General features: G+C 68.2%; 25 protein-coding genes and 3 tRNA genes. 13 read left to right on the forward strand and 15 right to left on the reverse strand.

Features of this window, described 5'->3' with window-relative positions; translation table 11 throughout:
• Positions 1-49 precede the first annotated feature (49 nt).
• Both AC1M14_RS08335 and AC1M14_RS08340 read left to right on the forward strand, forming a co-directional pair.
• A tRNA-Arg gene (locus tag AC1M14_RS08335) sits at positions 50-126 on the forward strand.
• A gap of 101 nt (positions 127-227) precedes the next feature.
• Positions 228-304, forward strand: a tRNA-Arg gene (locus AC1M14_RS08340).
• An 82-nt stretch (positions 305-386) separates the two neighbouring features.
• Here the strand turns inward: AC1M14_RS08340 and AC1M14_RS08345 are convergent.
• The 3 genes from AC1M14_RS08345 to AC1M14_RS08355 form a co-directional block, all read right to left on the reverse strand.
• A complete protein-coding gene (locus AC1M14_RS08345) occupies positions 387-1,160 on the reverse strand; it encodes a hypothetical protein (RefSeq protein WP_479731383.1) in 774 nt (257 codons plus the stop codon).
• Between the two features lie 25 nt (positions 1,161-1,185).
• Positions 1,186-2,628, reverse strand: coding sequence for a DUF1254 domain-containing protein (locus tag AC1M14_RS08350; protein ID WP_479731384.1), 1,443 nt, complete (start codon positions 2,626-2,628; stop codon positions 1,186-1,188).
• A 312-nt stretch (positions 2,629-2,940) separates the two neighbouring features.
• Positions 2,941-3,165, reverse strand: a complete 225-nt coding sequence (locus AC1M14_RS08355) for a DUF3079 domain-containing protein (protein WP_111824596.1) — start codon at positions 3,163-3,165, stop codon at positions 2,941-2,943.
• A gap of 187 nt (positions 3,166-3,352) precedes the next feature.
• On the opposite strand from AC1M14_RS08355, the gene AC1M14_RS08360 reads away from it, so the two are divergent.
• Positions 3,353-3,429: transfer RNA gene (locus AC1M14_RS08360), tRNA-Arg, on the forward strand.
• Positions 3,430-3,540: 111 nt separating this feature from the next.
• Here the strand turns inward: AC1M14_RS08360 and AC1M14_RS08365 are convergent.
• The 3 genes from AC1M14_RS08365 to AC1M14_RS08375 all read right to left on the reverse strand — a co-directional run bounded on the left by AC1M14_RS08365 (position 3,541) and on the right by AC1M14_RS08375 (position 5,345).
• Entirely contained in the window at positions 3,541-3,687 is a 147-nt protein-coding gene (locus tag AC1M14_RS08365) for a hypothetical protein (protein ID WP_246842339.1), read from the reverse strand.
• A gap of 161 nt (positions 3,688-3,848) precedes the next feature.
• Complete coding sequence (locus AC1M14_RS08370) at positions 3,849-4,451, reverse strand: helix-turn-helix domain-containing protein (protein ID WP_102772504.1); 603 nt, start codon at positions 4,449-4,451, stop codon at positions 3,849-3,851.
• A 102-nt stretch (positions 4,452-4,553) separates the two neighbouring features.
• Complete coding sequence (locus AC1M14_RS08375; RefSeq protein WP_479731385.1) at positions 4,554-5,345, reverse strand: SIR2 family NAD-dependent protein deacylase; 792 nt, start codon at positions 5,343-5,345, stop codon at positions 4,554-4,556.
• Positions 5,346-5,510: 165 nt separating this feature from the next.
• Between AC1M14_RS08375 and AC1M14_RS08380 the strand changes: the two genes are divergently transcribed.
• Together AC1M14_RS08380 and AC1M14_RS08385 are read left to right on the forward strand one after the other, a co-directional pair.
• On the forward strand, positions 5,511-6,137 hold the full coding sequence (locus AC1M14_RS08380; RefSeq protein ID WP_479731386.1) for a cysteine dioxygenase family protein: 627 nt from the start codon (positions 5,511-5,513) through the stop codon (positions 6,135-6,137).
• A gap of 57 nt (positions 6,138-6,194) precedes the next feature.
• Entirely contained in the window at positions 6,195-6,959 is a 765-nt protein-coding gene (locus AC1M14_RS08385; RefSeq protein ID WP_479731387.1) for an IclR family transcriptional regulator, read from the forward strand.
• 22 nt (positions 6,960-6,981) lie between these two features.
• Here AC1M14_RS08385 and AC1M14_RS08390 read toward each other — a convergent pair whose 3' ends face one another.
• Positions 6,982-7,947, reverse strand: coding sequence for a tripartite tricarboxylate transporter substrate binding protein (locus AC1M14_RS08390; protein ID WP_479731388.1), 966 nt, complete (start codon positions 7,945-7,947; stop codon positions 6,982-6,984).
• 268 nt (positions 7,948-8,215) lie between these two features.
• Here AC1M14_RS08390 and AC1M14_RS08395 point away from each other — a divergent pair, with 268 nt between their 5' ends.
• From AC1M14_RS08395 to AC1M14_RS08415, 5 genes are read left to right on the forward strand one after another with little or no spacing between them, the layout of a single operon-like run.
• The gene (locus tag AC1M14_RS08395) at positions 8,216-9,385 is read left to right on the forward strand and encodes a CaiB/BaiF CoA transferase family protein (protein WP_102772499.1); all 1,170 of its coding nucleotides are present in this window, start codon (positions 8,216-8,218) and stop codon (positions 9,383-9,385) included.
• Positions 9,382-10,104 carry an enoyl-CoA hydratase/isomerase family protein gene (locus AC1M14_RS08400; protein ID WP_209167049.1) on the forward strand — a complete coding sequence of 241 codons (723 nt, stop codon included), beginning with the start codon at positions 9,382-9,384 and terminating at the stop codon, positions 10,102-10,104. The genes AC1M14_RS08395 and AC1M14_RS08400 overlap by 4 nt, the downstream gene beginning before the upstream one ends.
• A gap of 31 nt (positions 10,105-10,135) precedes the next feature.
• Positions 10,136-10,969: a CoA transferase subunit A gene (locus AC1M14_RS08405; RefSeq protein ID WP_102772497.1), complete on the forward strand. Its 834-nt coding sequence runs from the start codon at positions 10,136-10,138 to the stop codon at positions 10,967-10,969.
• Complete coding sequence (locus AC1M14_RS08410) at positions 10,962-11,696, forward strand: CoA-transferase subunit beta (protein ID WP_209167050.1); 735 nt, start codon at positions 10,962-10,964, stop codon at positions 11,694-11,696. The genes AC1M14_RS08405 and AC1M14_RS08410 overlap by 8 nt, the downstream gene beginning before the upstream one ends.
• A gap of 9 nt (positions 11,697-11,705) precedes the next feature.
• Positions 11,706-13,202 (forward strand): class I adenylate-forming enzyme family protein, encoded by a 1,497-nt coding sequence (locus AC1M14_RS08415; protein WP_479731389.1) that lies wholly within the window; start codon positions 11,706-11,708, stop codon positions 13,200-13,202.
• A gap of 31 nt (positions 13,203-13,233) precedes the next feature.
• Here AC1M14_RS08415 and AC1M14_RS08420 read toward each other — a convergent pair whose 3' ends face one another.
• The 6 genes from AC1M14_RS08420 to AC1M14_RS08445 all read right to left on the reverse strand — a co-directional run bounded on the left by AC1M14_RS08420 (position 13,234) and on the right by AC1M14_RS08445 (position 20,454).
• Entirely contained in the window at positions 13,234-14,130 is an 897-nt protein-coding gene (locus tag AC1M14_RS08420) for a GntR family transcriptional regulator (RefSeq protein WP_209167052.1), read from the reverse strand.
• A 7-nt stretch (positions 14,131-14,137) separates the two neighbouring features.
• Entirely contained in the window at positions 14,138-15,190 is a 1,053-nt protein-coding gene (gene pdxA, locus AC1M14_RS08425; RefSeq protein WP_102772493.1) for a 4-hydroxythreonine-4-phosphate dehydrogenase PdxA, read from the reverse strand.
• Positions 15,187-16,404, reverse strand: a complete 1,218-nt coding sequence (gene dtnK, locus AC1M14_RS08430; protein ID WP_479731390.1) for a D-threonate kinase — start codon at positions 16,402-16,404, stop codon at positions 15,187-15,189. Before dtnK ends, pdxA begins: the two co-directional genes overlap by 4 nt.
• A complete protein-coding gene (locus tag AC1M14_RS08435) occupies positions 16,401-17,429 on the reverse strand; it encodes a 2-keto-3-deoxygluconate permease (protein WP_111824607.1) in 1,029 nt (342 codons plus the stop codon). The genes dtnK and AC1M14_RS08435 overlap by 4 nt, the downstream gene beginning before the upstream one ends.
• Positions 17,430-17,564: 135 nt before the next feature.
• Positions 17,565-19,682: a TonB-dependent siderophore receptor gene (locus tag AC1M14_RS08440; protein WP_479731391.1), complete on the reverse strand. Its 2,118-nt coding sequence runs from the start codon at positions 19,680-19,682 to the stop codon at positions 17,565-17,567.
• 247 nt (positions 19,683-19,929) lie between these two features.
• Positions 19,930-20,454 carry a MarR family winged helix-turn-helix transcriptional regulator gene (locus AC1M14_RS08445; RefSeq protein ID WP_102772489.1) on the reverse strand — a complete coding sequence of 175 codons (525 nt, stop codon included), beginning with the start codon at positions 20,452-20,454 and terminating at the stop codon, positions 19,930-19,932.
• A gap of 123 nt (positions 20,455-20,577) precedes the next feature.
• Here AC1M14_RS08445 and AC1M14_RS08450 point away from each other — a divergent pair, with 123 nt between their 5' ends.
• On the forward strand, positions 20,578-21,552 hold the full coding sequence (locus AC1M14_RS08450) for a Bug family tripartite tricarboxylate transporter substrate binding protein (protein ID WP_479731392.1): 975 nt from the start codon (positions 20,578-20,580) through the stop codon (positions 21,550-21,552).
• Between the two features lie 16 nt (positions 21,553-21,568).
• Here the strand turns inward: AC1M14_RS08450 and AC1M14_RS08455 are convergent, their stop codons facing one another.
• A complete protein-coding gene (locus AC1M14_RS08455; RefSeq protein WP_111824610.1) occupies positions 21,569-22,093 on the reverse strand; it encodes a MarR family winged helix-turn-helix transcriptional regulator in 525 nt (174 codons plus the stop codon).
• Between the two features lie 148 nt (positions 22,094-22,241).
• On the opposite strand from AC1M14_RS08455, the gene AC1M14_RS08460 reads away from it, so the two are divergent.
• Positions 22,242-23,216 carry a Bug family tripartite tricarboxylate transporter substrate binding protein gene (locus tag AC1M14_RS08460; protein WP_479731393.1) on the forward strand — a complete coding sequence of 325 codons (975 nt, stop codon included), beginning with the start codon at positions 22,242-22,244 and terminating at the stop codon, positions 23,214-23,216.
• 8 nt (positions 23,217-23,224) lie between these two features.
• Positions 23,225-24,796 carry a sulfatase-like hydrolase/transferase gene (locus tag AC1M14_RS08465; protein WP_479731394.1) on the forward strand — a complete coding sequence of 524 codons (1,572 nt, stop codon included), beginning with the start codon at positions 23,225-23,227 and terminating at the stop codon, positions 24,794-24,796.
• A gap of 6 nt (positions 24,797-24,802) precedes the next feature.
• Here AC1M14_RS08465 and AC1M14_RS08470 read toward each other — a convergent pair whose 3' ends face one another.
• Positions 24,803-26,479 (reverse strand): AMP-binding protein, encoded by a 1,677-nt coding sequence (locus tag AC1M14_RS08470; protein ID WP_102772484.1) that lies wholly within the window; start codon positions 26,477-26,479, stop codon positions 24,803-24,805.
• Positions 26,480-26,548: the final 69 nt, after the last annotated feature.

Below are 26,548 nucleotides of genomic sequence, written 5' to 3' on the forward strand. Positions count from 1 at the left end.
CTTGCGCGCCTTCTGAAATAACGCTATTATTCAAGGCTTGCTCTGACACGCGCCCGTAGCTCAGCTGGATAGAGTACCTGGCTACGAACCAGGGGGTCGTAGGTTCGAATCCTGCCGGGCGCGCCATCGGAATGATGGTTCAAGCAAAAACGCAGTAGAAGTAGAAGCAGTAAAAAGCAGTAAAAGCACGGCAAGATTTTCTGATATAATTTTGCCTCTTTGCCGGAGCGCCCGTAGCTCAGCTGGATAGAGTACCTGGCTACGAACCAGGGGGTCGTAGGTTCGAATCCTGCCGGGCGCGCCAAATCTGGATTTGGCCAATACAGCAAAGAAAATGGAAAGGCCTTTGATCTCGATCGAAGGCCTTTTTGTTTTGCGTGGCGAGGCTAGAACCGGATCGTCAGTCCCGCCATGGGGCCTTGCAGCACGGCGTCGAATTTGAAATCCCCCCGGCTGTAGTCCACGCCTATGGCGCGGTAGCCGATGGCCGCCGAGACGTTTTTGCTGACGCGGTAGCCCAGCCCCAGCCCCAGGTCCCAATCGGCTTGCGCCCCGCCGGCGCCGATCAGGCCCCAGCCCGTGACGTAGAGCTTCGGGTTGATCGCATAGTTTCCGCGCACGCCCACCAGGCCGTCGACCCAGGTGTCGCCGTCGCTGCGTTTCCTGCCGTTGAGGTGTGCGCCCTTGAGCGTGATGTCGGTGTCGACCGACCACACCCGCAGGCCCGCGACCACGTCCAGCTGGTGCGGCGAGTTTTCCAGCACGGAATAGCCGGCGCCGATGAGTCCGGCGAAGGTCGAGGTCTTGACGTCGGCGCTGGTGGCCAGCAGGCCGTGCGGCGTGTCTCCCTGGGTGCCGATCTTGGTGTAGATCAGGTCGCCGAAGATGCTGTAGCGGCCCTTGCGCGCTTCGCCGATCAGCATGGCGCCGAAATCCAGGTTGTCGAACAGCTTGCCGAAATCCGCGTCCACGTCGATGACCGGCAGGCGCGGCTGGGATACCTTGCCGGAGAATCCGGCCGCCCAGAAGTAGGGCGTGACCGCAAACTCCCATTGATCCGAAGGCCCGGCCTGCTGCGCGGGCGCGTCCGCGCCCGCCGCCAGGGCGGACGCGCCATGGAGCAGCCCGCAAAGCAGGCCGCCGCTGAGCTTGTTTTTCATCGCAAACCCTCCCGCGCTGCGGGGATCAGCTCACCCGCCTGACGGGGGGTATGGTCCAGGTGCCGTTGATGATCGACGGGTCGCTTTCGTTGGGCCAGTACAGGCGCATCATCAGGATGAACCTGCCCTTGGGCGCCGGCAGCCAGTTCGACTCCAGTTCGGGGCCGGGGGATTCATGCTGGATGAGCAGGTCGATCGAGCCGTCGGGCTTGGTTTTCAGCGCCTGGCGCGCGCTGATGGAATAGCGGTTGAGCGGGTTGTCGACGAAGAAATATTTATCGTCGTACATGGTCAATGACCAGAATCCGGAGACCGGCGGGGTCATGCCTTTCTTGAAGGTCAGGACGTATTTTTCCGAACCGTTATAGGCCCGTTTGATCGCTCCGGTGTCCGACTGCAGCGAAGTGGGGTAGATCGCGTCCTGCGGACGGTTGGCGCCCAGGCCGATCGCGGCCACCAGGGCGCGCTGCAGATAATTGGTGCCGTAAATGCCGGTCTTGGTCGTAAAACCCCAGCCGTCGATTTCCTGGATATCGCCGCCGCTGGATTTGAAATGCGTCATGATGCGCCCGAAACCGACCTGCGGCACGCGCTTGGAGAACTCGGGATTGAATTTGCTGCGGTCGAAGTCCTGCCCCGGCACGATGCCGATCGAGGCCAGTCTCGCCACCATGGGAGCGTCGGCCGCGTTGGGAGGATTGCGCTTCAGGAGTTCGGCGAACAGCGTGAAGTAGGCGATCGCGTCCATATTGTTGACCAGGTCGCGCACCGGGGTCTTCATGTCTATGGACGGATCGACCTTGCCCTTGGGCGGGGTCCAGTTTTTGCCCCAGGCGCTCAGCGGGCTGAGCTTGACCTCGTCCTGGACCTTGTGCACCTCGGCGTAGTCCTGGGACGTGCCGGAACAGTAGATGCGGCCGAGCAGCCAGACGATGCTGGTGGGGGATTTGTAATGCGTCATGCCCTCGGGCACGGCGCCTTGCCATCCGGGGCCGGTCACGATGAAGGTCTGCGCCCCCGTGCCCGTGGTCCGCTTGCCGGGGACGTCGAATACCGTGGTCCAGCCGTCGAGCATGGGAAACAGGGCGTAGCGGCCGTGCAGGTCGGGCAGGCTGACCACCCAGGGTTCGTCGCCCACGTCGATAAAGGCCGTGGTGTAGAGGGTGTCGGCGTTCGGCGCCGTGACGTCCCGGAATTTGGCGTCCGGATAGTGGCGCAGCTTGATGAGGTGCCCCATCGGCGCCCGGGTTCCCTCCGGTTCGGCGACGTTGGTCATGACTCTTCGGGTCATTTCCATGGTCACCAGCGGGTAGGCGTAAATATAGGCGTCGGTCGCCAGTCCGAATTGTTCATCGCCCTCGGGCAGATCGGCGATCAGCCCGTCGGCGGCCCGGGCCGGCCCAGCCAGCGTGCCGGCTGCGAGTAAGGTAAGACCACCTGCATTGAATTTGCGACGGCTCAGCTTCATTTTTATCGCTCCAATAAGAATTGGCTGTGAAGTTCGGTGAGGCTTCAAACAGAAAAACGATTTGTTTTCAAGCTAGTTGGACCGCATTGATTCAGGCGTGGCGGCGGATCTCCGTAGGTCGAATTGATGGGCCGCGCTGGCGCGACGGTATTTTTTCCCGCTGGCGAGATAATCTGCCCGACTCCGAAAAAAATCCAATTATTTTTTAAACTGTGCAGCCGCGCAACGGTGCACGCATGAACCGGTTTATTTGGACTAGTTTCGCGGTATGCGGGGATGTGGCCGGAGGTTTTAATCCGTCCGGCGCCGTCTTCAGGGCGAGGGCTGGAGCATCGCGACGGTTTTCTGCGCCGGCGTTTCTTCTTCGTCGAATCCCCAGTCGCCCACCGTGTACCAGTCCTCGCCCAGCGTTTCGGCGGGATGCATGGTGCGCCCCGACCCGTTGCCGCAGGCCATGGAATCGGTGGAACAGTAGCGGTCGCAGCCCCAGCAGATGCGTTCGGGGTGCTTGGGATGCAGCGGAAACTTCTTGGCCATGACGATACCTGCTGTCCGGTCCGCGTCGAAGTGGAATGAAAACCGCGGCGAGGCGCGGGTCCGTCGCGTACCCAACCAGCGTACTGCGCGGCGCCCGCCTATTTCCTTGACCTGGGTCAAGTATGGGCGGGCCCGTGCCGATTTGCGCAGCCTATTTGATTCATGGTATAAACACGCCTCTTTCGGGGCGCCCGTAGCTCAGCTGGATAGAGTACCTGGCTACGAACCAGGGGGTCGTAGGTTCGAATCCTGCCGGGCGCGCCAATTCAATTTCATGCCGACACGCATCGTGGCGATGTGCGAGGCAAGATCCGGACAATACAAAAAGCGGCTTGATGAGCAATCATCAAGCCGCTTTCTGTTTTTACGCGGTGTTCACTGTTGCCGTCGTCGGTCCACCGCCGTCAAGGCCGTGCCGCTTTTCAGCAGCTGGTAGGCCTGTCCGCCCAGCCAGGCGACCTGGTCGCCGGCGCTGGTGCGGCATACGCAGTGGGTCTTCGGATCGAAACGGGACGTGCCCATTGCGGAGCACGCATCGTGGCCCGAAACGAAGCGTTCGATACGGTACAGCGTGCCATCCGGAGCGGTGGCGAGGACATCGGTAAGCCGTCTTGCCGTGCCGAGCATATTTACACCTCCATGCGCGGGTCATTGGTATGCGACGCCAGAATCATTCGGACATTTCAGTGGAAATGTCCTCCTAACAAGGAATCGTCGAGCTGGTCGGGAGACACGCCCAGGGCCGCAGATACGCGGTCCAGGATGGCCTGCCGGGGCCGCGGTCGCGGCCGTTCCAGTTCGATGTAAATGGAGTGATCCACGCCCAGCCGGGCAGCCATATCAGCGGTGCTGATATTGAGATGCTCGCGCCATGCGCGTATCAGGCTCCAGTCGTTGCCGGTTTTCAGATTGACGACAGCCAATGGTACATGGTCCTGGCCCGCGGCAAGCTTCTTGCGCGGGTCGGGTTTGCTACCGGGTGTGTGCTCGCCGCCTGCCGCGAAGCCGCTCTTGCGGGCGTTGAAATGGGGCGCGGCGACCGCGGGTTCGGCAGTGAAGATCTGGCCGCCGTTCAATTGGCGGTAGCGGTCATTGCCGATCCAGCAGAGGGTCTCGCCGTTGTCGAGTTTGCATTCGCAGTCCAGATGGTAGCTGCTGGGCATGCTTTCGAGCTTGGCGATGGTTTCAGCGGTCGTGGCGTGGCGCACCACGCGGTGCAGGACACCGTCTGGCGAGCGCACGAACACGTCGGGAAGTCTCCAGGAAAATGGAATGATGATCTCCACTGCCGAAACCTATTGCGCCACTGTATCCCGCGCTGGGCGGGGTGGGATTTGGGGTTTCCCCTGGGCCGAACATCCTCACGAATCTTTACGTCGCCAGGCGATTCAATCGCCGCCGCCCGCGTCGAATCCGGCGCTGTCGAGCAGCCTGGGCATGAGCTCGGCGGCCGGGCCGCGCAGGTTGTGGTGCGCGCGCGCGTCCAGCGGCGTGGCGGCCGGATTGATCTGGGCCACGATGGCGCCGGCGGCCAGCGCGCGCTGCGGCAGCTCGGCGGCCGGGTAGACCAGCGCCGAGGTGCCGATGCTCAGCAGCAGGTCGCATTGCTCGGCGGCGCGGATGGCGGTGTTCCACGCGTCGACGGGCAGGCTTTCGCCGAACCAGACGACGCCGGGCCGCACCGGCGCGCCGCAGCGCGTGCAGGCCGGGGGCGCGATGCGCCTGCCTTCTTCGGGCTCCTGGGGCGCGTCATCGGCGCAGGCCTGGGGCGCGCCGCAGCCCGAGCAGCGCGGCGCGTGCAGGCTGCCGTGCAGGTGCGCGACGCCGAGGCTGCCGGCGCGTTCGTGCAGGTCGTCCACGTTCTGCGTGACGACGCATAGTTCCGGCACGTGCCGGGCCAGTTCGGCGATGGCGCGGTGGGCGGCGTTGGGCGTGGCGCGCAGCACCTGGGCGCGGCGCCATTCGTACCAGCCCCAGACGATGTCGGGATGCGCCCTGAAGGCCTCGGGCGTGGCCAGCGCCTGCGCGTCGAAGCGGGACCACAGGCCGGTGAGCGCGTCGCGGAAGGTGGCGATGCCGCTTTCGGCGGAAACGCCCGCGCCGGTGAATACCAGCACGCGGCGCGCCGCCCGCAGGGCATGCGCCAGCGTGGCGGGAATTTGTAGATGCGTAGGATTCATTTTCTATCTTGCAGGCAGTCCGATACGCTGCACGCGCGGGCATGGGCCTGTCAAGAAAAAAACGGTCGCCGGCGGCGGGGCGGGCGAGCCGCGGGATGCGCATTTTTCCCGAATGATGGATACTGGATTTCTCATCTGGGATTTATCCCTGACCTGGAGATACGAATGCCTGACTCTCGAACCGGCCTGGACCGGCTGCGCGGTTTCATTGCCACGGCCACGCGCATGGCGTCGGCCGACGGGCTGCGGCAGAGCGCGGCGCTGGAGGCGGCGTTCGCCGGCCTGGTGCGCCATGACGACTGGCTGCCCGAGTCCTGCACCGCGCCGCATCCGCAGTACTACCAGCAGTACCTGTTGCATTGCGATCCGCTGGAGCGCTTTTCGCTGGTGAGTTTCGTCTGGGGGCCGGGGCAGTCCACGCCGGTGCACGACCACGAAGTCTGGGGCTATGTGGGCATGCTGCGCGGCGCCGAGGTCGACCAGCGCTACGCGCGCGACGCCCAGGGCCGCCTGGCGCCAGCCGGCCCGGCCACGACCCTGCGCCCCGGCGACGTGGCGCGCCTGTCGCCCGAAGAAGGCGACATCCACCGGGTTTCGAACGCGCACGCGGACCAGGTCTCCATCAGCGTGCATCTGTACGGCGGCAATATCGGCGCGGTGTCGCGCCACGTCTATGACCCGGCCAGCGGCCAGGCCAAGCCGTTCGTGTCGGGCTATTCCTCGGCCAGCCAGCCCAACCTCTGGGACCGCTCGCAAGCCGTGCGGGCCGCGATCGCGGACGGCGTGCGCTAGATCCTGGCCGGGCCCGGCGTCTCGTGCTATTTTGTCCTAAATATTAGGAAATATGTGATGGACAAGACGCTGCTCAAAGGCTTGATGGTGTTGGAAGCGGTCACCGACGTGGACGATCCGCCGCGCAGCATCGATGCGCTGGCCGCCCGCGTGGGGCTGACCCGCAGCAATACGCACCGCACCTTGCAGACGCTCATGCATGCGGGCTACGTGATCAAGGATGACGACGGCGGAGGGTACCGCGGTTCGGTCAGGCTGTTCGAGCTGGCCGCGCGCCAGCTTGCCCAGCTGGACCTGCGCAAGCTGGCCGCTCCCTTCATGCGCACGCTGGCCGACCAGACGGGCGAAACCGTGCACCTGTCCGTGCTCGACGGCTTCGACGTGGTCTACGTGGACAAGATCGACAGCCCCCAGCCCATACGCGCCTACTCCATGGTGGGCGGCCGCGCCCCGGCCTATGCCGTCGCCACCGGCAAGGCCCTGCTGGCCTACCAGCCCGAGGGCTACGTCGAGCGCTACGCCGACCAGCTCGCGCGCCATACGCCGTCGACCATCGTGTCGATGCCGCTGCTGAAGGACGAGCTGCGCAAAATCGCCCGCAGCGGTTATGCGATCAACCGGGGCGAATGGCGCGAAGGCGTGGGCGGGCTGGCCGTGACCTTGTTCAACAGCCTGGACCAGCCGGTGGCCGCGGTGGGCATCTCGGGTCCGCTGGACCGCCTGAGCGCGACCAGGATGAAGCAGCTGGCGCCGGACGTGGCGGCCTGCGCGCAGTCCATTTCGCAGGGGATGGGCTATCGGCGCGGCTATCTGGATCAATAGCCCCCTGCGTTTCCGCTGTTGATCATTTCGCCGCCGACAAGCGCACCACGTCGGCCCAGCGCGCCACTTCCTGCTTGAGCACCCGGCCGGTGTCGGCCGGCGAGGTGGCCACGGCGTCCGCGCCCAGTTTCTGCGCGGCCTGCTGCACGGACGGCATGGCGGCGGCCTTCTGCATGCCGGCCGAGAGCTTGTCCACCACGGCGGGCGGCGTGCCGGCAGGCGCCAGCAGCGCGTAGGTGGTGGCGACGGAATAATCCTTCACCCCCTGCTCGGCCAGCGTGGGCAGGTCCGGCAGCGCGGTGGCGCGCGTGGCCGTGGTGACGCCGAGCAGGCGGATCTTGCCGGTTGCGATGTGCGGCAGCAGCGCCGGCAGCGTTTCGATCACCATGTCGATCTGGCCGCCGAGCAGGTCCGTGATGGCCGGGCCGCTGCCGCGGTAGGGCACGTGCATGAGCCGGGTGCCCGTCACGACCTGGAAGAGTTCGCCCGCCATGTGCTGGGACGTGCCGGGACCGGCCGAACCGAAGGTGATGGAACCCGGCCGGCTCTTGGCCAGATCGATCAGTTCCCGGATGTTCTTCGCGGGGATCTTGCCGCTGTTCACGGCCACGGCCATGGGCATGCTGGTGGCCATCGACACGCCCACGAAGGCGGTGCCGAAGTCATAGCCGGGCTTGTCCGGCATGGCGGCATGGATCGCGTGGCTGCCCACGGCGCCCATCAGCAGGGTGTAGCCGTCGGCCGGGGATTTGGCGACGTACTCCGCGCCGATCTCGCCTCCCGCGCCCGCCTTGTTTTCCACGACCACGCCCTGTCCCAGGTAGTCGCCCAGATGCTGCGCATAGATGCGCGCGGCGGCATCGGTCGCCCCGCCGGGCGGGAAGGGAACCACCATGCGGATGGGTTTGGTCGGCCAGGCGGCGGCGGCCGCGCCGCCCGCCAAAGCCAGCGCCATGCCCGCCAGGGCGATGCGCCACGTGTTCTTCATGGAAGTCTCCTTGGTGTCGGGGCGGGGCCTCGATTCTTCATAAGTCCTAAAATATAGGATATGAATTCCAAAAAATGGTTTACTTAGAATTCCACACGGTGATATTCTGGTCAACAAATAAGCACGTGGCTTAGGGAATGCACTAGGATTCATGCTGAAATTCATGGCCTTGCATCTGGCGTGCGTTGAATGATGCCCGGTTTCGCGGCGTGCTTTTATAATGATTTGCTAGTCCCAAATATTGAATTTTCATAACGAGAGGTAAGGCATGACACCCAGTTCGGCGCTGGCCGGCATCACAGTGCTGGAGATTTGCAATGTCGCGGCGGGGCCTTTTTGCGGCATGTTGTTGGCTGACATGGGCGCCGATGTGATCAAGGTCGAAAACCCCGAAGGCGGCGACACGCTGCGCAGCTGGCCGCCCATTTCCGACGGCTATAGCGAGAACTTCGCGTCGCTGAACCGCAACAAGCGTTCGGTGACGCTGAACCTGAAGGACCCCGGCGACCTGGCCCTGGCGCGCGAGCTCGCGCTGTCCGCCGACGTGCTGATCGAGAACAACCGGCCCGGCGTGATGGAGCGCCTGGGATTGGGATACGCGCAACTGCGCGAGGCCAATCCCCGGCTGGTCTATTGCTCGATCTCGGCCTACGGCCAGTCGGGGCCGCGTTCGCAGGAAGGCGGGTTCGACCTGACCATCCAGGCGATGAGCGGCATCATGAGCGTGACCGGCGAGGCCGGCGGCGAACCCGTGAAATGCGGCGTTCCCGTGGCCGATTTTTCGGCCGGCCTGTACGGCGCATTCGCCATCGCGTCGGCGCTGCGCGCGGCCCAGGCCAGCGGGCAGGGCACGCATATCGACGTGCCCATGCTGGGCGCCACGCTGGGCATCGCGGCCCTGCAGACGTCGGAGTTCTTCGGCAGCGGCAGGGACCCGGTCAAGCTGGGATCGGCGCATCCGCGCAATGCGCCGTACCAGGCCTTCCGCTGCAAGGGCGGCTACTTCGGCATGGCGGCGGGCAACCAGGCCTTGTGGAAGGGTGTGTGCGCCACGGTGGGCAGGGAGGATCTGCTGGCCGATCCGCGTTTCACCGATACCAGCGCCCGCGCGCGCAACCAGACGGCGCTGCGCGAGATCCTGGAGGCGATCTTCGAAACCGAGGACGCCCAGACCTGGCTGGCGCGTTTCCGCGCGGCCGGGGTGCCGTGCGCGCCCATCAACACCTATTCCGAAGTGCTGGCGGACCCGCAGGTGGAACACATGGGCTGGGTGCAGCCCGTGGACCTGCCCAACGGCGTGCGCACCCGCACGTTCGGACTGCCCGTGCGTTTCGACGGCCAGACCACCGCCTTGCGCCGCCGTCCGCCGGCGCTGGGCGAACACAACGACGAGGTGCTGGGCCCGCTGCGCGCGGCCCGCAAGGAGACGGCGCAATGAACGACGTCCTGCGCATCGACAGGCAGGGAGCGGCGCATGTGCTGACGCTGGCGCGGCCCGACAAGATGAACGCCCTGTCGGCCGCACTGGTGGAAGCGCTGATCGCCGCGCTGGACGAGGCCGAGGCCGCGGGCGCCAGGCTCGTCGTGCTCAAGGGCGAGGGCAGGAACTTCAGCGCGGGCTTCGACTTCGGCGGCTGGCAGGAACAGAGCGAGGGCGATCTGCTGCTGCGCTTTGTGCGCATCGAGATGCTGCTGCAGCGGCTGGCGGCGTCGCCGTGCCTGACGCTGGGCCTGGCCCACGGCCGCAACTTCGGCGCGGGCGTGGACCTGTTCGGCGCCTGCAAATGGCGCGTCAGCGCGCCGGACGCCACGTTCCGCATGCCCGGGCTGAAGTTCGGCCTGGTGCTGGGCACGCGCCGTTACGCGGCCCTGGTGGGCGCGGAACGGGCGCGCGCGGTGCTGGAGCAGGCGGCCACGTTCGGCGCGCAAGAGGCGTTGCGGGACGGCTTCGCCAGCCGCCTCGCCGCCGCGCCGGACTGGCCCGACATTGAACGCGAGGCGCTGGACGCCGCGTCCGCGCTGAGCTGCGCGAGCCGCGTCCAGCTGTACGCGGCGCTGTCGGCGGAAACGCCGGACACGGATCTTGCCCGCCTGGTGCGCTCCGCCGCCCAGCCGGGCCTGAAGGACCGGGTGGCGGCGTATCTGCAGGCGCGCTAGACGCAAAAGAACGAGCAGGCAAGGAGACATCATGGCATCGGGTTTCAATCAGAAGGACAAGCAGCGCACGCTGGCCGAGCTGGCCGCGCTGGTGCCCAACGGCGCATCGATCGCGCTGGGCGGCAGCTTCCTGCACCGCGGACCGTTCGCCTTCGTGCGCGAACTGATCCGGCAGGGGCGGCGCGACCTGGAACTGATCAAGCAGTCGCCGGGCTACGACGTGGACATCCTGTGCCGCGCCGGCGCGCTGCGCCGCGTGCGCGCGGGCATCGTCGCCATGGAAGGCAACTTCGGCCTGGCGCCGTGGTATCGCAAGGCGGTGGAGCGTCGCGAGATCGAACTGGAGGAACACGCCTGCGCCAGCCTGACGGCCGGCCTGCGGGCGGCCGCCTTCGGCGTGCCGTTCCAGCCTTGCGGCGGCCTGCACGGCAGCGGCCTGCCCGAACTCAACGGCTGGAAATGCCTGGACGATCCCTATGGCAGCGGCCAGCAGACCTGGGTGGTGCCGGCTATCCGCCCCGACTTCGCCGTGATCCAGGCGTCGGAGGTGGACGCGTTGGGCAACGTGCGCGTGCACGGCACCGCGCACTGGGACCGGATCATGTCGCGCGCCGCCGGCAGCGTGCTGGTGGTGGCCGAGAAGATGGTGGACAGCGCGGTGTTCGAAGCCAATCCCGAATCCACGCTGGTGCCGTTCTTCATGGTGCAGGCGTATGCCGTGGCGCCGGGCAGCGCCTGGCCGGGGTCCTGCTGGCCGGACTACGCCATCGACTACCCGGCGGTGGAGGCATACATGGACAAGCAGGGCGATCTCGCGGCGCACATGGCCGCGGCGCCTGAAGCGCGGGAGGTGCAGCATGGCTGAGCAATGGTCGGGCTTTTCGTACATCGTCACCAACCTGGCGCGTTTCATCCGGCCGGACGAAATCACCTTCAGCGGCGTGAATTCCACCCTGCCCATGCTGGCCTGCCTGCTGGCCAAGCGCGCCTACGACTGGGACTTCGTCTACATCAACGTGGCCGGCGGCGTGAATCCGCGGCCCTCGCACGTTCCGATCTCCAGCTCCGACCCGGTGCTGGCCGAGCACACGGCCTCGATTTTCTCGAACGAGGACTTCTACGACCTGTGCACGCGCGGCCGCATGGACCTGACCTTCCTGGGCGCCGCGCAGATCGACGGGGAAGGCTGCGCCAACAATTCCTGCATCGGCGACTGGCACGAACCCAAGGTGCGGCTGCCGGGCGGCGGCGGCGGCGCGGTGATGCTGCCCACCGCCAGGCGCGCCTGCACCTGGCGCACCGAGCACTCGCGCCGCACCTTCGTGCCCAGGCTGGACTTCATGACTTCCTGGGGCGGATTCCATGGCGTGGTCACGCCCATCGCCGTGTTCGTCAAGCGCGACGGGCGCCTGGCGCTGCAGTCCTGGCATCCGGAATCCAGCCTGTCCGAAGTGCGCGAGCGCACGGGGTTCGAGTTCGACGCCTCGGGCGCCGAGCCGTCCGCGCCGCCCACGGCGGCGGAGGCGCGCGCGCTGCGCGAACTGGACCCCGACGGGCAGTTCGAGCGCGACGCCGCCGTCGCACTGCGTTAGGAGACCGCCATGACGATCGCCGACGCCACCCTGGTGGCCGCTTTCGCGCGCCTGTGGAGCCAGCCGCAATGGGCCGGCCGGCCCGCCATCGCGACCGCGGACGGCGTGCTGACCTATGCCGGTCTGCACCATGAGGTCGGACGCATCGCCGGCGGCCTGCGCGCCGCCGGCGTGGCGCGCGGCAGCCTGGTGGCGATCGCGATGGAACGTTCGCAGGCCCAGGTGCTGGCCATTCTGGGCGTGATGGCGGCGGGCGCATGCCCGTGTCCGCTGGAGCCGCGCCTGTCGGACGCGGAGACCGCCCGGCGCGTGGCGGCGGTGGGACTGGGCTGGATGCTGCACGACGAGGCCAACGCCGCGACGGCCCGGGCCAGCGGCCTGGCGCCGCAACGCCTGCTGGAGGCGGGCGCGGTCGCGCAAGGACCGCTGGATTGGCGCGGCGCCAGCGACGCCGCGCCCGGCGAGGCCGGCCTGCTGCTGTTCACGTCGGGCAGCACCGGCAATCCCAAGGGCGTGCTGCTCAGCCATCGCGGGCTGGCCAACAACGCGCGCGGCGTGCTGGCGCATACCGGGCTGACGCCCGGCGACCGGCTGCTGCACGTCATGCCGCTGCATCACACCAATGCGCTCAACAACCAGATTTTCACGCCGCTGCTGGCGGGCGCGTGCGTGGCGCTGGCCGGCCGCTTCCGGGCCGAGGACATGCCGGGATTGCTCGCGGCGTTCCGGCCCACCATCATCACCGGCGTGCCCACCATGTATGCGCGCATGCTGGAGCTGGAATTCGATCCGGCCAGTCTCGCGGCGCTGCGCTTCGCCCGGTGCGGCTCGGCGCCCATCACCGAAGCCCTGCACCGGCGCATCGAGGCCTTCCTGGGTTGTCCGCTGGTGGTGTCGTACGGGCTGTCGGAAGCCACCTGCACCTCGACCATGAATCCGCCCGCGGCGCGCCGCGTGGGTTCCGTGGGCACGGTGCTGGCCGGCCAGCGCGTGAGCCTGCGCCTGCCCGACGGCACGCAGGCCGCGCCGGGCGGCGAAGGCGAGATTTGCATCGAGGGCGACAGCCTGATGCTGGGGTATCTGGGCGTGGACGGCGCCGACGCCGATGCGCCGCGGCTGCTGCGCACGGGCGATCTGGGGCGTTTCGACGAGCAGGGCTATCTGAGCATCACCGGCCGCATCAAGGACGTGATCATCCGGGGCGGCGAGAACATTTCGCCGGCGCTGATAGAAGGGGTAGTGACCGGGCTGCCCGGGGTGGCGGCCTGCTGCGCGGTGGGCGCGCCCGACGAGGATCTGGGCGAAGTGCCCGTGATCTTCGTGCAGCGCGCCGGCGACGCCGCGCCGGACGAGGCCGGCATACAGGCCGCGGTGCTGGCGCGCCTGGGCCGGATCTACGTGCCGCGCGAGGTGCGCTGGATGGAGCGCCTGCCGGAGAACTCGGTGGGCAAGGTCGATCGCAAGGCGCTGGCGCGGCAACTGGCGCCCGCGGCCGCGCGCCTGTGAGCGGGCCCGGCGCGGACCCCGCAAGAGGACTTCAGGGCTGCGCGCGCAGCCTCGCCAGTTCGGCGGAAAGCTCGGCCACCAGGGCCTGGGCGCGCGCCAGCGGGTCGTGCGCTTCGGGCGCGGCCTCGGACGCCGCGGCGCCGGTCTGCAGCCGCGGCTGCAAGCTTTCGTGGCCCACGCTGACGTCCACGTCGAACACCAGTTGTTCGGCGCGGTGCCAGGTGGTGAACCATTCCAGCGGCCGGTCCAGCTGATCCATGCCGCGGCCCTGCAGCATCAATAGCGGCGTGCCGGCGGGCGTGTCCAGCAGGCGGCCCAGGGTGGCGTCGGCGGCCACGGCCCGGATCTGATTGCGCCCGGCGCCGGGACGCAGGCCGAAACGCCGCGTCAGCACGCCGTGCAGCGAGGCGTCGGTCAGGTCTTCGGTGCGCAGCCCGGGCACGGCGTCGGCCGGCAGCCAGGTGCGCACATAGGCCAGCGGCGCGTCGGCCACGTGGCGCAGGCGTTCCAGCATCAGCAGCCGGGTCGTGCCGAAGAATTCGGCGACTTCCGCGGGCGGCTCGGCGCGGGCGAGAGCCAGCACGCGGGTCTGCAGCGCGACGCCGGACTGGGCGAACTGCTCGTACAGGCCGGTGGAGCGCTGCACCAGCCGGCGATGCTCCTGCGGCGCGGCCACGGTGGCCGGGCGGCCGCTTTCGCGCTGGATCAGGCCTTCGGAAGCCAGCGCCGCCAGGGCCTGGCGCACCACGCTGCGCGCCACGCCGAAACGCTCGCACAGCCCCGCCTCGCTGGGCAGCGCGGTGCCGGCCGCCAGGCGGTTGGTGCGGATGTATCCGCGCAGCAGGGTGGCCACCTGGGCATGCAGCGGCGTATCGCCGGAGCGGTCTAGTGCGGGCAAGGCATCGTGCGTGGCGGGCGCCGTGGACATAGGGGAATCAACCTCCGGTTTGTGCCCGCGCAGTTTCCCATACATGCGTCCAGCCCGGGGCCAGGTGCGCGGCGCGCTCGGCGGCCAGGACCAGGCTGTCTTCGCGGGCGATGCCGCGGCCGGCGATGTCGAAGGCGGTGCCGTGGTCGACCGAGACGCGCACCACCGGCAGGCCGACGGTGATGTTCACGCCGTCGTCGCCGTAGACCGCCTTGAAGGGCGCGTGGCCCTGGTCGTGGTAACAGGCGATCACGAACTTCCATTTGCCGCGCACGGCCTGCGGGAACAGGGCGTCGGCGGGGATCGGGCCGGCGGCCAGGATGCCTTCGGCGTTGGCCTCGGCCACGGCGGGCGCCAGGATGTCGGCGTCTTCGCTGCCGAAGATGCCGTTTTCGCCGGCATGCGGGTTCAGGCCGGAGACGGCCACCGGCTGGTCGCCGCGGCCCAGCGCCTTGGCGAACGAGCCGGCCAGGCGCAGCACCGCGCGCATGCGCGCCGGGGTCAGGTTCTCGATGGCCTGGCGCAGCGACACGTGTGTGGTGGCGTGAAAGATGTAGAGGTCGCCGGCCGACAGCACCAGCGAGAAGGTCTTGACGCCGAATTCATGGGCCAGCAGTTCGGTGTGGCCGGGCCACTTGTGGCCGGCGGCGTGCATGGCGGCCTTGTTCAGCGGCGCGGTCACGATACCGTCGACCTCGCCGGCGCGCGCCAGCGCGCAGGCGGTGGTGACGAAGCGCACCGAGCCGTCGCCGGCGTCGGGGCTGATTTCGCCCAGCTTGACGTGGGCCAGCGAGGGGCCGGCCTGCAGCACTTCGATGGTGCCGGGGGTGTTGCTGCAATCGGCCGCGCGCTCGAGCTTGCGCACGATGGCGGGATCGCCGCCCAGGCTGCGCACCGCGTTGGCCATGACGTCCACGTCGCCGACCACCAGCAGGCGCGCCTTCTGGCGCAGTTCGTCATGGCCCATCAGCATCTTGGCCGTGATCTCCGGCCCGATCCCGGCCACGTCGCCGAGGGTCACGGCCAGCAGCGGCAGCTTGTTGGGTTGGGGTTGTGTCATTGCTTGAATCTCCTGTCGCGGATCGCGCGCACCGCGCGAACCAGTACGTCTTCGGCGCCAAAGCCGCCGGCCTTGGTCACCACGGGCAGGCCGGCGGCCGTGCCTCCGGTCAGCGTGCCCAGGGGCACGCCGCCGATTACTTCGTCGACCAGCGCGATGCCGCGGGCGCCGAGCGCCAGCAGCACGCTGCGCGCACCGTCGCCGCCGGTGGCGACCACGCCGGCGGCCTGCGAGGCCGCGATCAGCTGCGCGGCCAGGCCGCCCAGGCGTTCGGCGACGGTCTCGGAATCCAGCCCGTCGCGCTGGCCTTCGGGGGCCAGCAGCAGCACCGTGCCGGCCTCGGCCGGCGCCTGGGCGTGGGCCGCGAGCAGCGGCTGGCTCCAGGCCTGCCAGGCGGCGTCATCGGCCAGGTCGGCCAGCGACGGCGTCCAGGTGTCGGCGCCGGCGGCCTGCAGCGCGGCCGCCTGGGCGCGCGCCGCGCTGTGCTGGGAGGTCACCACCACGACCACGGGGGCGGACTGGTCGGCGCCGGCCCAGACCCGGGCGAGCGGTGCGGCCAGGCCGCCCGCGCCCACCGGCAGCGCCTGCGCGCCGAGCAGGCCGATGGCGCGCGCCAGCCGCTCCAGGTCGGCGTCGCTGGCGGCGTCCACCGCCACGGTCGGACCGGCCTGGCGGATGCGCGCGGCCAGCGCTTCGGGCGTGTCGCCGTCGTGCTGCGCTACGTGGGCGCAGCCCAGCAGAGTGGGGATATGGCTTTCGGTTACCGGCGTGACCGGGTCGGTGGCGGCCGAGGTTTCGGTGACCGGCTTGCCGTTCACGTAGAGCACGCCGGCCTGCACGGTGCGGCCGGTGGCCGGGAAGGCGGGGCAGATCACCGCCACCGTGTCCGGGCCCCAGGCCTCGCGCGCCGCGTCGACCTCGGCCTTGAAGGCGCCGCGCAGCGTGGAGTCCACTTTCTTGTACAGGCGCGTCACGCCGGCCGCGCGCAGTCGGCGCACGTTGTCGCGCACCACCGCGGCGGCGGCCTCGGAGGCCAGCGCGCGGCTGTTGGTGGTCACGGCCAGCACTTCGACGCCGGCGGTGGCTGGGCCGGCCAGCGCCTCGTCGGCGCCGCCGATGGACAGGTGCGTGCTCCAGCCGGCGCGGACGAACTGCACCGCCGTATCGCCCGAGCCGGTCAGGTCGTCGGCGACGATGGCGATGGCGGGATTCAAAGCGCCTCTCCGCGCGCCTCGCGCAGCGAGGGGTGCGCGTCGGCCGCGTCGGCCTCTTCGGACTTGAGTTCGCCCGCTCGCTTGAGGAAGAACGAGGCCAGCACCGGAGCCAGGATGGAGCTGATCAGCACGCAGGCGGCGACCTGCGCGGTGGCGGTCGACACGTATTGCTGGAAGTTGGGATCGGCCGCCGCCACCACCGCGGGGGTGGCGATGGCGTTGCCGGCGGTGGTGCCGGCCGCGAAGCCCAGGCCGCTCTTGCCGCCGCGGCGCAGGATGAAACGGTAGCCCAGGTACACCAGGCCGCCGGTGATGGGGCTGATGATCAGGCCCAGGATCAGGCCGCTGACGCCGCCGCTGACCACGGCGCCCAGGTTGATGCCGGTGCCCAGCGCGAAGGCGAAGAAGGGAATGACGATGTTCGGCACGGGCTTGAGCACGTCGCGCCACTTGGGGTCCAGGTTGCCGACCACCACGCCCAGCAGGAACGGCACCAGCGCCGCCACCAGGGCCACCATCGGGATGTCGGCCAGGCCCGAGGCGCCCAGGAACAGCAGGCTGAAGAAGGGGCCGTCGTTGACCGCGCTGGCCACGTAGGCGCCGCGGTCGCGGGCGTCGCCGTACTGGCCGGTGTAGGCCAGCCACAGGCCGCCGTTGCTGTTGTCGAAGGCCGCCAGCAGCGCCAGGATGGACACGCCCATCACGCCGTCCAGGCCGACGTAGCTGCCCAGGATGATGATGAGCGTGGCGGGCACCAGCGTCTTCATCAGCAGAATGGTGCCGGCGGTGGCCAGGATGGGGCCGCCGGTGCGGGCGTTGACGTGGGTGCCGGTGGCGAAGATCAGCAGCGCGATCAGGGGCAGGGCGCTGTTCTTGAACAGGGCGGTGGTGAAGCCGCCGATGGCCAGCGCGTCGGGGGCGAAGGTGCCGATCAGGGAACCCAGGATCAGCGGCACCAGCATCAATCCTCCGGGGATTTTCTGCATCGTGCCAAAAAAGGGCGAGCGGGAAGTTTCGGTCGACACTGTCGAGTCTCCAGGACGGTTTTCTAGATGCAGACGTTAGTGCAGGCGTCTGTCAGGTGGTTGAAAAGACGAAGGAAAACCGTAGTGTACACCTGTACGTACAGGATGTACGTACAGGTTTTCCCGCGCCCGCCGCTAGAAGCGGTAGGCGCCGCTCAGCATGACCGTGCGGCGCGCGCCGTAGAAGCAGTCGCCGCGGTCCAGGCAGACCACTTCGTAGCTGCGGTCGGCGATGTTGTTGACGTTCAGGGCGTAGCGCCACGGGCCGTTGTCGTAGCTGATCATGGCGTCGAACAGCGTGACGGCGGGCGTCTCGGGCGCGCCGCCGTCGCGGAAGGCCGACAGGTAGCGCACGCCGGCGCCCACCGCGAAGCCGGGCTGGCCGGCCAGCGCGAAGCGGTACTTGCCCCACATCGACGCCATGTGCTTGGGCTGCGCCTCCAGTTGCGGGTCGATGTCGGTGTAGATGTAGTTGGCGATCACGTCCAGTTCCTTGGTGACGCGCCCGCGCAGCTCCAGTTCGACGCCGCGGGTGCGGGTTTTGCCGGCCTGCACCTGGTTGTTGGGATTGTCGGGGTCGTTGGTCTGGCGGTTCTCTTCGCGCAGGTCGTAGGCGGCGGCGGTGAATTCGATGTCGGCGTCCTTGGGCATGTACTTGATGCCGGCCTCGACCTGCTTGCCGCGCATCGGCTGCCAGCGGTCGCCGTAGAAGTCGGCGCCGGCGATGGGCGTGAACGATTCGCTGTAGCTGAGGTAAGGCGACCAGCCGTTGTCCGCCGCGTACATCAGGCCGAAGCGCTTGGTGGTGGCCAGGTCCGTCTCGCGGTCCTGGCCCGCGGTGGTGCTGTCGGCGCGGTCGCGGCGGATGCCGGCCAGGAAGATCCAGTTGCGGTCGAAGGTGATCTGGTCCTGGGCATAGAAGCCGATCTGCTGCTGGTTCTGCTTGGGCTTGTCGCTCAATTCGTATTGCGGCACGTTGCCGTACTCGGGATGGAACAGGTTCAGCGGCGAGCCGGCGCCGGTGGCGGTCTGGCTGGTCTCGCGGTAGCGCGAGTAGTCCATGCCGAAGATCACCGTATGTTCGGTGCGGCCCCAGTGCAGCTTGCCTTCGAGGTTCTGGTCGGCCAGCAGGGTGCGCATGCGCGGCTTGTTGACGTAGAAGTAGCGGTCGACCGTCTGCTGCTCGGCATCGATGTAGGAATCGCCTCGGCGCGCGCCGTACACGTTGGGATACAGCGTCTTGTAGTCGACGCTGCTGACCGTGTTGCGGAAGTTCTGTCGCACCTTCCAGGTGTCGTTGAACTGGTGCTCGAACAGCCAGCCCACGCTGAACTGCTCGGTGTCGTAGGCGTCGAAGCCCGGCTCGCTGGTGAAGCGCCGCGTCGGAATGCGGCCGTTGGGATTCTCCTGCACCGAGCCGCTCCACGGCAGGAACGATTGCGTGGTGCCGGCGCGGTCCTTCTGCCAGGTGGCCTGCAGCGTCAGCGAGGTGGCGGCGCTGGGACGCCAGGTGAGCGAGGGCGCCAGCATGAGGCGGTCGTCCGGCGCGTACTGCACCTGGGTGTCGCTGTCGCGTCCGACCGCGATGACGCGGTACAGCCATTGGCCATCTTCGGTCACCGGGCCGGTCAGGTCGGCCTGGATCTCGCGGCGGTTGTGGTTGCCCAGCACCACGCCGATTTCGCGCTGCGCTTCTTCCAGCGGCCGCTTGCTGACCAGATTGACGATGCCGCCGGTGCTGCCCTGTCCGTACAGCATGGAGGAGGGGCCGCGCAGCACTTCCACGCGCTCCATCGCATAGACCTCGGTGCGCGGATTGTTGAAGCTGAAGTACTGGCGCAGGCCGTCCAGGTACTGCACCGGCTCGACGCCGCGCACTCGCACGTAGTCGGCGCGGTTGTCCACGCCGTACGCGTTCGGCCGCACCCCGGCGGCGTAATTCATGGTGTCCTGGATGTTCTGGGCGCCCTGGTCGACGATCTGGTCGCGCGGGATCACGGTGATGGCCTGGGGCGTTTCCGACAGCGGCGTGTCGGTCTTGGTGCCGGTGGCGCTGCGCGTGGCCACGTAGCCGGCGACCGGACTGGTGGCGGTTTCCGCCGCGCCCGTGACCTCCACGGCGGGCAGCAGCGTGGCGGGTTCGGCGGGCTGGGCCTGCGCGGCGCCGCCTAGGCAGGCGGCCAGCGCGGCGGCCAGGGGCAACAGGGCTTGCGGCCGCGCAGGGCGGGCGGCCGGGTGGAAATGGCGTTTCAAGTGGGATCTCCAGCGGCCGCGCGGCCGTCAAATGGACTGACATGCGAATGACAACGATAATTATTATTAATTATTGCGGCCATGCAATTCAAAGAAACAGTCCGCCAAAAATGTAAAAAAGCCCCGCGGGCCAGGGCGGCCGGCAGGGCGTGGGGTCGAAAAAACCCGTTGTTTCAGGGATTTGGCGGCGGCGCGCGGGGGCCGGAGGCGGTGCCGTCGGTTGTTGGTCCGGCGCGACAGTCAGGCTTCAGGACAGGTGCGCGCGGCGCGTGCCTCCGTCGCGGCGGCTGGCCTTTTCCGCCACGACGTTGTCCTCCGACATGCGGCGTCCGCGCTGTTCGATGCGGCCAAGAAAATCGCGCAGCAGGGCGACCTCCCGATCGTCCAGATCCTGCACCAGTAGGTTGTTCAGGCGCGCGATTTCGGGCAGCAGCGCGTGATAGCGGGCCTTGCCCTCTTCGGTGGCTTCCACGCGCACCACGCGGCGGTCGGCGCCGTCCTGCCTGCGGCGTATCCAGCCCTTCTGGCAGAGCGTGCTCAGGGTGCGGGACGTGCGCGTGAGATCCAGCTTGGCGACGGCGGCCAGTTCGGCCGAACTCATGCTTCCGCTTTCGACGGCACAGGCAAGTATGTGCCATTCGCGGCGCGTGATGCCGAAGCGCCCTTCGCAAAGTCGCAGGAAGACGGGGTTGGCTTGCGACCAGGCCTGGTACAGCCGGTACAGCAGCATGTCCGCCAGGCAGCGCTGGCCGTTTGAGGTGTCGCAGTTCATGTCCGCAAGTCCTGAATTAGATCAATAAATGCTCACGTTGCTACATTCGAATCCCGCATTCGGGAGCCGGCCTTGCAGCGACAACCATAAACGACAGTGGGCCGCTGTCACCAGGAGACAAGCATGTGTAAATGGATGGCAGGAGCCGCGGTCGCGGCAATGCTGGCGGGCGCCGTTGCGCCGGCCGGTGCGCAGCAGGCTGCGCTGGAAGGACCGCTGACGATCGTGGTGGGGTTTGCCCCTAGCGGCACGGCGGACCGCGTCGCGCGGCTGGTCGCCAGCCGGCTGGCCGAGCGCGTCGGCGTGCCCGTGGTGGTGGAGAACAAGTCGGGCGCGGGCGGGCGCATCGCGGCGCAGGGCATGCGCGCGGCGTCGGCCGAGCAGAACGTGCTGATGCTGGCGAATCCGGCCGTCATGGTGGTGGGGCCGCTGGTCTATGCCAAGCCCGGCTACGATCCCCAGCGCGACTTCAAGCCGGTGTCGCTGGTCACCCGCTACAAGTTCGCGCTGGCCGTGCCTCCGGATTCGCAGATCAAGAACCTGGCGGACCTGCGCCAGTGGATCGAAGCGCATCCCAGGCAACTCACCATCGGCGTGCCGGCCACGGGTAGCCTGCCGCACTTTTTCGCGCTGATGCTGGGCCGCGAATTGAAGGAGCAGCCCGAGGTGGTCGGCTACCGGGGCTCGACGCCGGTGATCAACGAGCTGGTCGGCGGCGTTTTGCCGCAAGGCATCACCACGCTGGATACGCTGCTGCCGCTGGCCGGTTCCGGCAAGGTCCGCATCCTGGCCGTTTCAGGCGAGAAGCGCGACGCCGATCTGCCCGACGTGCCCACCTTCCGCGAGGAGGGCGTCGACCTGGTGGCCGAGGGCTGGAATGCCTTTTTCGCGTCGGCTGCGATGCCGCAGGCCAGGATCGAGCGGCTGGGCGCGGATATCGCGGCCGTCATGAAGGAACCCGAGATGCAGGAAGCCGTGCGCGCGGCGTTCCTGGAGCCGGTGTCCATGGACGCCGGCGCAACCGCCGAAGCGCTGGCGGCCTATCAAAAGCAATGGGAGCCGGTGGTGCGGGCATCGGGTTTCAAGGCCGATCAATAGCGGCGGATGCGCGGCCTCAGGTTGGGCGGGCGCGGCGCGTGCCGCCCTCTCGCCTGCTGGCCTTTTCCGCGACGATGTTGTCCTGCGACATGCGGCGTCCGCGCTGTTCGATGCGGCCCAGCAGGTCGCGCAGCACGGCGACTTCCTGGGCGCTCAGGTCCTGCACCAGCAGGTCGTTGAGCCGGGCGATTTCGGGCAGCAGGCCCTGGTAGAGGGCCAGGCCCTCGTCCGTCACCGCCACGCGCACCACGCGGCGGTCGGCGCTGTCGTGCAGGCGGCGCAGCAAGCCTTTTTCACAGAGCGCGCCCACGGTGCGGGACGTGCGCGCCAGGTCCAGCTTGGCGGTGGCCGCCAGTTCGGCCGTGCTCATGGTGCCGTCTTCGACCGTACAGGCCAGGATGCGCCATTGGCGGCGCGTGATGCCGAACCGTCCTTCGCACAGGCGCAGGAACACCGGATTGGATTGCCACCAGGCCTGGTAGAGCCGGTACAGCAGCATGTCCGTCACGGGACGTTGGCCAGGCGGGAGGGGGTTCTGCATGGCTGCTCCTTTCTTGAGGCAACGCAAATCATGATTGCAAGTAGTGGATTAGATCAACAAATATCCGCGTTGCTACAGTCGGCTTTCCCATCCGGGGACAGGCAGTAATCACCATAATCGACAGCGCAGCTGTCGGCAGGAGAAGACAATGCTTAAGTGGATGACGGGCGCCGCGGTCGCGGCAGCGCTGGCGGGAACCGTGCCGCAGGTCTGTGCGCAGCAGGCCCCGCTGGAAAGCCCGCTGACGATCGTGGTGGGGTATGCGCCGGGCGGCAGTTCCGACCGCATCGCGCGGCTGGTCGCCACCCGGCTGACGGAGCGGGTGGGCGTGCCCGTGGTGGTGGAGAACAAATCGGGCGCGGGCGGGCGCATCGCGGCGCAGGGCATGCGCGCGGTATCGGCCGAGCAGAACGTGCTGATGCTGGCGAATCCGGCCGTCATGGTGGTGGCGCCCCTGGTGTACGCCAAGGCCGGCTACGACGCCCAGCGCGATTTCAAGCCGGTGTCGCTGGTCAGCCGCTACAAGTTCGCGCTGGCCGTGTCGGCCGATTCGCCGATCCGGAACGTGGACGGCCTGCGCCAGTGGCTGAAGAGTCATCCCAGGCAGTTCAGCCTGGGCGTGCCGGCCACCGGCAGCCTGCCGCATTTCTTCGCGCTGATGCTGGGCCGCGAGCTGGGCGACGCGCCCGAGGTGGTCGGCTACCGCGGTTCGTCGCCGCTGATCACCGAACTGATAGGCGGCGTCCTGCCGCAAGGCATCGATTCGCTCGACACCCTGCTGCCGCAGCACCGCTCCGGCAAGCTGCGCATCCTGGCAACGTCGGGCGAGCAGCGCCCCGCGGAACTGAATGACGTGCCCACCTTCCGCGAGCAGGGCCTGGACCTGGTGGCCGATGGCTGGAACGCGTTCTTCGCGCCGGCGTCGATGCCGCAGGCCAGGATCGACCGCCTGAGCGCGGACATCGCCGCCGTCATGAAGGAGCCCGCCATGCAGGAAGCGGTGCGCGCGGTCTACCTGGAGCCGGTGTCCATGGACGCGGGCGAAACCGCCCGAGAATTGGCCGCGTACCGCAAGCAGTGGGAGCCCGTGGTGCGAGAATCCGGCTTCAAGGCGGAACAATAGGAGCAGGCATGAGTACCGTGCAGAACGTGTTGTTCATCATGGCCGACCAGCTCAGGGCCGATCACCTCAGCTGCTATGGCCATCCCTATCTGCAGACGCCCAGCCTGGACGCGCTGGCCGCGCGCGGCGCGCGCTTCGACCGGGCGTTCGTGAATTCGGGCGTCTGCGGCCCTTCGCGCATGAGCTATTACACGGGGCGCTATCCGTCCAGCCACGGCGCGACCTGGAACCGCGTGCCGCTGTCGGTCAACGAAGTCACGCTGGGCGAGTACCTGGCGGGGCAGGGCCGCGACCTGGCGCTGGCCGGCAAGACGCACATCATTGCCGACAAGGCCGGCATGGAGCGCCTGTCCATCGACGGCGCCTCCGAGCTGGGCGTGCTGCTCAGCCGCGGCGGCTTCACCGAGCTGGACCGCTACGACGGCCACCACGAACCCGGCGACGAAAGCGGTTATCCGGCGTTCCTGCGCCGCCATGGCTACGACAGCGCCGATCCCTGGACCGACTACGTCATCGCCGGCCTGGACGCCGACGGGCGCGTGGCCAGCGGATGGAACATGCGCAACGTGCACCTGCCGGCGCGCGTGGCCGAGGCGCATTCGGAAACCGCCTACATGACCGACCAGGCGCTGGACTTCATGAAGCGCCGCGGCAGCCAGCCCTGGGTGCTGCACCTGAGCTACGTGAAGCCGCATTGGCCGTACATGGCGCCGTCACCCTACCACCGGATGTACACGGCCGACCAGTGCCTGCCGGTGCAGCGCAACCAGGAAGAACTGGCCGACGCGCATCCGGTGGTCGCGGCCTACCGCCAGCATGAGGAAAGCCTCAGTTTCTCCACCGACGAATGCGTGCGGGTGGTGCGCCCGGCCTACCAGGGCCTGATCCGCCAGCTCGACGACCACCTGGGCCGGCTGTTCGACTACATGGAGGGCGCGGGCCTCATGAAGAACACGCTCATCGTGTTCACGGCCGACCACGGCGACTTCCTGGGCGATCACTGGCTGGGCGAAAAAGAGCTGTTCTACGACACCGTGCAGCGCGTGCCGTTCATCGTGATGGACCCGTCGGCCCAGGCCGACGCCACGCGCGGCAAGGCGCTTGCCGACATGGTCGAAAGCGTGGACGTGGCGCCCACGGTGCTGCGCGCGCTGGGCGCGCCCGTCCCCGGTCACCGGCTGGAAGGCCGCGAGCTGCAGACGCTGCTGCATGGCGGCGGCGATGGCGCGGCGGCATGGCGGGACTGCGTGTTCTCGGAGCTGGATTACAGTTTCCGCCAGGCCCGCGTGCTGTGCGGCAAGACGCCGCAGAACGCGCGCGCCTGGTCGGTGCGCACGGACCGCTGGCGCTACGTGTACTGGCTGGACGAACCCGAGCAGTTGTTCGACCTGCAGGCCGATCCCGGCGAGTTCCAGGACCTGGGTCGCAGCAGCGCGCATGCCGGCACGCGCCAGGCGCTGCGCCAGCGCCTGCTGGAATGGATGCTGCGCACCAAGCGCCGCACCACCATCAGCGACGAAGCCATCGAAAAATCCACCAACGCGCACAAGCGGGCCGGCATTTTCTTCGGCCAGTGGTAGCGCGCCTCAGGCCCGCACCGGGGGCGCCGCGGGCTTGAGCTCGCGGCGCAGGATCTTGCCCACGCTGCTGCGCGGCAGGTCCTCGCGGAACTCGACGTAGCGCGGCACCTTGTAGCCGGTCAGCTGCTGGCGGCAATGCGCGATCAGGGTCTCGGCGTCCAGCGCCGGGTCCTTGCGGATGACGTACAGCTTGACCGCCTCGCCCGACCGCTCGTCGGGCACGCCGACCGCCGCCACTTCCTTGACCCCGGGATGCAGCGCGGCCACGTCCTCGACCTCGTTGGGATAGACGTTGAAGCCCGACACCAGGATCATGTCTTTCTTGCGGTCGACCAGGAACACGTAGCCGTTCTCGTCCACGTAGCCGATATCGCCGGTGCGCAGGAACCCGTCGGGGTACATGACCAGCGCCGTCTCGTCGGGGCGCTTCCAGTAGCCCTGCGTGACCTGGGGGCCGCGCACGCAGATCTCGCCGCTTTCGCCTATGCCCAGCTCGCGGCCGGCGTCGTCGCGGATCGAGAGGTCGGTCGACGGCACGGGCAGGCCGATGGAACCGGTGAAGGCCTGCACGTCCAGCGGGTTGATGGTGACGGCCGGCGAGGTCTCGGTCAGGCCGTAGGCCTGCGCCAGCGAGCGGCCGGTCACGGCGCGCCAGCGTTCGGCCACGGCGCGCTGCACCGCCATGCCGCCGCCCATGGTCAGCCGCAGCCGCGAGAAATCCAGGCGCGCGAAATCCGGGTTGTTGAGCAGCGCGTTGAACAGCGTGTTCACGCCGGTGAAAGCGGAAAACGGCACTTTGCGCATTTCCCTGACCAGCCCGGGGATGTCGCGCGGATTGATGATGAGCAGGTTGCTTGCGCCCATGCGCATGAAGGTCAGGCAGTTCGCCGTCAGCGCGAAGATGTGATAGAGCGGGAGCGCCGTCACGATGCATTCCTCGCCCTCGGTCACCAGCGGGCGCACCCAGGCGTAGGCCTGGTTGAGATTGGCCACCAGGTTGCCGTGGGTCAGCATGGCGGCCTTGGCCACGCCGGTGGTGCCGCCCGTGTATTGCAGGCAGGCCAGGTCGCGCTGGTCGAGCGGGACCTCTTCGAAGGGCGCGGCGCGCCCGGCGCGCAATGCCGCGCCCAGCCGGACGGCGCGGGGTATGGTCCACGCGGGCACCATGCGTTTGATCCGGCGCACCGCGAAGTCCACCAGGCGGCCCTTGAGCGGACCCAGCATTTCGCCGATGGAGGTCACCAGCACCCGTTCGATCGCGGTGCCGGGCAGGGCCTTTTCCAGCGTGGCGGCGAAGTTGTCGGCCACCACGATGGCGCGCGCGCCCGAGTCGGCCAGCTGATGCTGCAGTTCATGGGCGGTGTAGAGCGGATTGCAGCTGACCACCACGCAGCCGGCGCGCAGCGCGCCGAACAGGCATACCGGGTATTGCAGCAGGTTGGGCATCATGAGCGCGACGCGGTCGCCGCGGCCCAGGCCGTTGGCATGCAGCCAGGCCGCGAAGTCGCGCGTCAGCCGGTCCAGCTCGGCGTAGCGCATCGGCCTGCCCATGCTGATGTACGCGGTCTTGTCCGCGTAGCGCAGGCAGCTCTCGCGCACCACGGATACCAGCGTGGTCGCGCCGTCCAGGTCGATCTCGGCGGGGACGCCGGGTGGGTAGCTCTTCTGCCAGATTCGTTCCATCGTCGCTCGTATGCACTGCTGCGGGTTGCCCGGGCGGACCGTCTTCGGCGCCGCCCGCGCGGGCGTATT

This window comes from Achromobacter sp. SX5 (assembly GCF_056711425.1).

Excerpts from the sequence above, each read along its gene's own strand:
- AC1M14_RS08405 (WP_102772497.1), top strand. The coding sequence starts at position 10,136 with ATGGCATCGGGTTTCAATCAGAAGGACAAGCAGCGCACGCTGGCCGAG.
- AC1M14_RS08355 (WP_111824596.1), bottom strand. The coding sequence starts at position 3,165 with ATGGCCAAGAAGTTTCCGCTGCATCCCAAGCACCCCGAACGCATCTGC.
- AC1M14_RS08410 (WP_209167050.1), top strand. The coding sequence starts at position 10,962 with ATGGCTGAGCAATGGTCGGGCTTTTCGTACATCGTCACCAACCTGGCG.
- AC1M14_RS08380 (WP_479731386.1), top strand. The coding sequence starts at position 5,511 with ATGCCTGACTCTCGAACCGGCCTGGACCGGCTGCGCGGTTTCATTGCC.
- AC1M14_RS08470 (WP_102772484.1), bottom strand. The coding sequence starts at position 26,479 with ATGGAACGAATCTGGCAGAAGAGCTACCCACCCGGCGTCCCCGCCGAG.
- AC1M14_RS08455 (WP_111824610.1), bottom strand. The coding sequence starts at position 22,093 with ATGCAGAACCCCCTCCCGCCTGGCCAACGTCCCGTGACGGACATGCTG.
- AC1M14_RS08400 (WP_209167049.1), top strand. The coding sequence starts at position 9,382 with ATGAACGACGTCCTGCGCATCGACAGGCAGGGAGCGGCGCATGTGCTG.
- pdxA (WP_102772493.1), bottom strand. The coding sequence starts at position 15,190 with ATGACACAACCCCAACCCAACAAGCTGCCGCTGCTGGCCGTGACCCTC.
- AC1M14_RS08385 (WP_479731387.1), top strand. The coding sequence starts at position 6,195 with ATGGACAAGACGCTGCTCAAAGGCTTGATGGTGTTGGAAGCGGTCACC.
- AC1M14_RS08375 (WP_479731385.1), bottom strand. The coding sequence starts at position 5,345 with ATGAATCCTACGCATCTACAAATTCCCGCCACGCTGGCGCATGCCCTG.
- AC1M14_RS08345 (WP_479731383.1), bottom strand. The coding sequence starts at position 1,160 with ATGAAAAACAAGCTCAGCGGCGGCCTGCTTTGCGGGCTGCTCCATGGC.
- AC1M14_RS08460 (WP_479731393.1), top strand. The coding sequence starts at position 22,242 with ATGCTTAAGTGGATGACGGGCGCCGCGGTCGCGGCAGCGCTGGCGGGA.
- AC1M14_RS08465 (WP_479731394.1), top strand. The coding sequence starts at position 23,225 with ATGAGTACCGTGCAGAACGTGTTGTTCATCATGGCCGACCAGCTCAGG.
- AC1M14_RS08415 (WP_479731389.1), top strand. The coding sequence starts at position 11,706 with ATGACGATCGCCGACGCCACCCTGGTGGCCGCTTTCGCGCGCCTGTGG.
- AC1M14_RS08450 (WP_479731392.1), top strand. The coding sequence starts at position 20,578 with ATGTGTAAATGGATGGCAGGAGCCGCGGTCGCGGCAATGCTGGCGGGC.
- AC1M14_RS08390 (WP_479731388.1), bottom strand. The coding sequence starts at position 7,947 with ATGAAGAACACGTGGCGCATCGCCCTGGCGGGCATGGCGCTGGCTTTG.
- AC1M14_RS08420 (WP_209167052.1), bottom strand. The coding sequence starts at position 14,130 with ATGTCCACGGCGCCCGCCACGCACGATGCCTTGCCCGCACTAGACCGC.
- AC1M14_RS08365 (WP_246842339.1), bottom strand. The coding sequence starts at position 3,687 with ATGGGCACGTCCCGTTTCGATCCGAAGACCCACTGCGTATGCCGCACC.
- AC1M14_RS08350 (WP_479731384.1), bottom strand. The coding sequence starts at position 2,628 with ATGAAGCTGAGCCGTCGCAAATTCAATGCAGGTGGTCTTACCTTACTC.
- AC1M14_RS08445 (WP_102772489.1), bottom strand. The coding sequence starts at position 20,454 with ATGAACTGCGACACCTCAAACGGCCAGCGCTGCCTGGCGGACATGCTG.
- AC1M14_RS08395 (WP_102772499.1), top strand. The coding sequence starts at position 8,216 with ATGACACCCAGTTCGGCGCTGGCCGGCATCACAGTGCTGGAGATTTGC.